Origin of the sequence: Bartonella sp. CE47NXGY, from assembly GCF_042195415.1 — a bacterium.
In the GTDB taxonomy this organism is placed as follows: domain Bacteria; phylum Pseudomonadota; class Alphaproteobacteria; order Rhizobiales; family Rhizobiaceae; genus Bartonella.
Genome location: NZ_JBHIOI010000105.1, coordinates 1 through 2,011, shown reverse-complemented (window position 1 = coordinate 2,011; position 2,011 = coordinate 1). Strand labels below are relative to the sequence as shown.

1 pseudogene is annotated in these 2,011 nt (G+C 45.9%); it reads left to right on the top strand.

Annotated features, from left to right (window positions below):
- Positions 1-110 precede the first annotated feature (110 nt).
- Positions 111-2,011 (top strand): annotated as a pseudogene (locus ACFIL3_RS09815) (hypothetical protein); the annotation flags it as partial.

Genomic DNA, 2,011 nt, shown 5'->3' with positions numbered 1-2,011 from the left:
GATGGTTCACTGAAAGATTTAGAGAAGCGCTTAGAGACCTTAAGAGAAGAGTTTGAAGATTTGAAAGAGTGTTCATTGGATGAAGCCCTCTGAATGAAGGAATAAAGCAGATGAAGATACCCGATCATGAACATGAATATTTGATACCTGTTGCAACGAAAGAGGAAATCAGAGAAGGGACTTCTCAAGACAGCGTTGTTGTTCCGAAGCTTTTAGGGACGGCATCTTTGTATTCGTATGAAACCTTTGCGCCGTTAGAGCAGGTTGTTAATGCACGTCAAGAAGCAGAAAAAGCCATGTCGCGTGCGAATGGTGCGCAACAGGTTGCAGAAGAATCGAAGAGGGTTTCGGAACAAGCGCTTAGCGAAGTGACGAAAACAGTTCAAACAGCGACAACAGCGCTTACGACGTCTCATGAAGCGAAGGAAGAAGCTAAAGCAGCGACGACAACGGCTAGCCTTGCGAAAGAGACAGCGGATACAGCCAATGGCTTAGCAGAAGAAGCCAAGAATACTTCTGATGCAGCGAAGCGCATGGCAGAAGAGACAAAAGCAGCAGTCGATAGAGCTACAGGGGAAATCAATAGTACGAAAGGTTCATTGGCTACGGCATTGCAAAGTTTTGTAGAGGTCAAGCAGGCAAGTGAGAACGCCGTCCATGTCTCGACAGAAGCAAAGAGATTAGCCGATGAATCGAAATCCATTGCTGAACGTGCAGAACAAACAGCGAGAGATGCTTCCCAAACAGCAACAGAGACGACGCAAGTAGCCGAAACAGCGGTAGCAACGTGTCATGAAGTTAAGACAGTAGCGACACAAGCAAGTATGAAGGCAGATGGAGCCAAACAGACAGCCGCTGATGCGAAGGATATTGCCGAAGAAGCAAAAGGTTTATCGGAACGGGCGACATCTTCTGTTAGAGAACTTACAAAAACAGCGTCTCAAGTACAAACGGCAGTAGAGAAGGCATTAACGGAGTCAAGAGAATCCAAACAGATAGCAGAGTCATCTAAGACACTCTCAGAAGAAGCCAAACAACTTGCAACAGAAGCCCAAAATGCCTCTACCAATGCGCTTACAGAAGCGAATGCAGCGAAGGATAAAGCATCTACAGCGCTTACCTTAGTCAATGATGTCAAGAATATTTCTGAAGAAGTGAAAGGTATTGCAGAAACGGCATTATCGACCGCTACCACAGCTAAACAGGCTGGTGATGAGATCGGGCAAAAAGCTTTAGAAGCGTTAACGAAGTCGAGTGAAGCTAAGAGCACAGCAGAGACGGCAGAAGAGAAAGCCGCAAGAGCCGAAAAGAAGGCGGATGATGCGACAATCACAGCTTCTGAAGCCAAGACTATGGTGCAAGAAGCAAAACAGGCGTTAGAGACATCAACAGCGCAACAAGATGCTTCAGAAGCACTGTCTAAAGCCGCTGAAGCGAAGAAAGTAGCAGATCAGGCAGCAACGTTAGCCAATGAAAGTAAAACGACAGCTGTTGAGGCAAAAGGTTTAGTGGAGGAAGTAAAACAATCGGTAGCGACAGCGACAGCAACAGCAGAGAGCGTAGCTAAGGAAGCCAAAGTAGCATCAGAAAGCGCTGTTACAGTTGCGAATACAGCGAAGAGCATAGCAGAAGAAGCCAAGAGTGCAGCAGATAGTGCAACAGAGAAAGTAGAGCAAGCTGTAAGAGAGGCTAGCGATGCGAAATCTAAAGTGGAAAGTTTAAAGACTGTTGCGACTGAAGCGAAATCCACGAGTGAACAAGCAAGTCAAACAGCCTCTAATGCTAAAAATTTATCAGAAGAAGCAAAGGTTAAAGCAGAAAGTGTAGAGAGAGTTGCGAATGAAGCAAATCAAACAGCGACTTCTTCGAAGAGCGTATCAGAAGAAGCAAAAGAAGAGGCAAGTAATGCCAAAGCGATAGCCTTAGAAGCGAAAAGTGCAGCAGATAGTGCAATAGCGAAAGCGGAGCAAGCCCAACAGAGCACAACAGAAGCCTCTAGAATAGCTTTGGA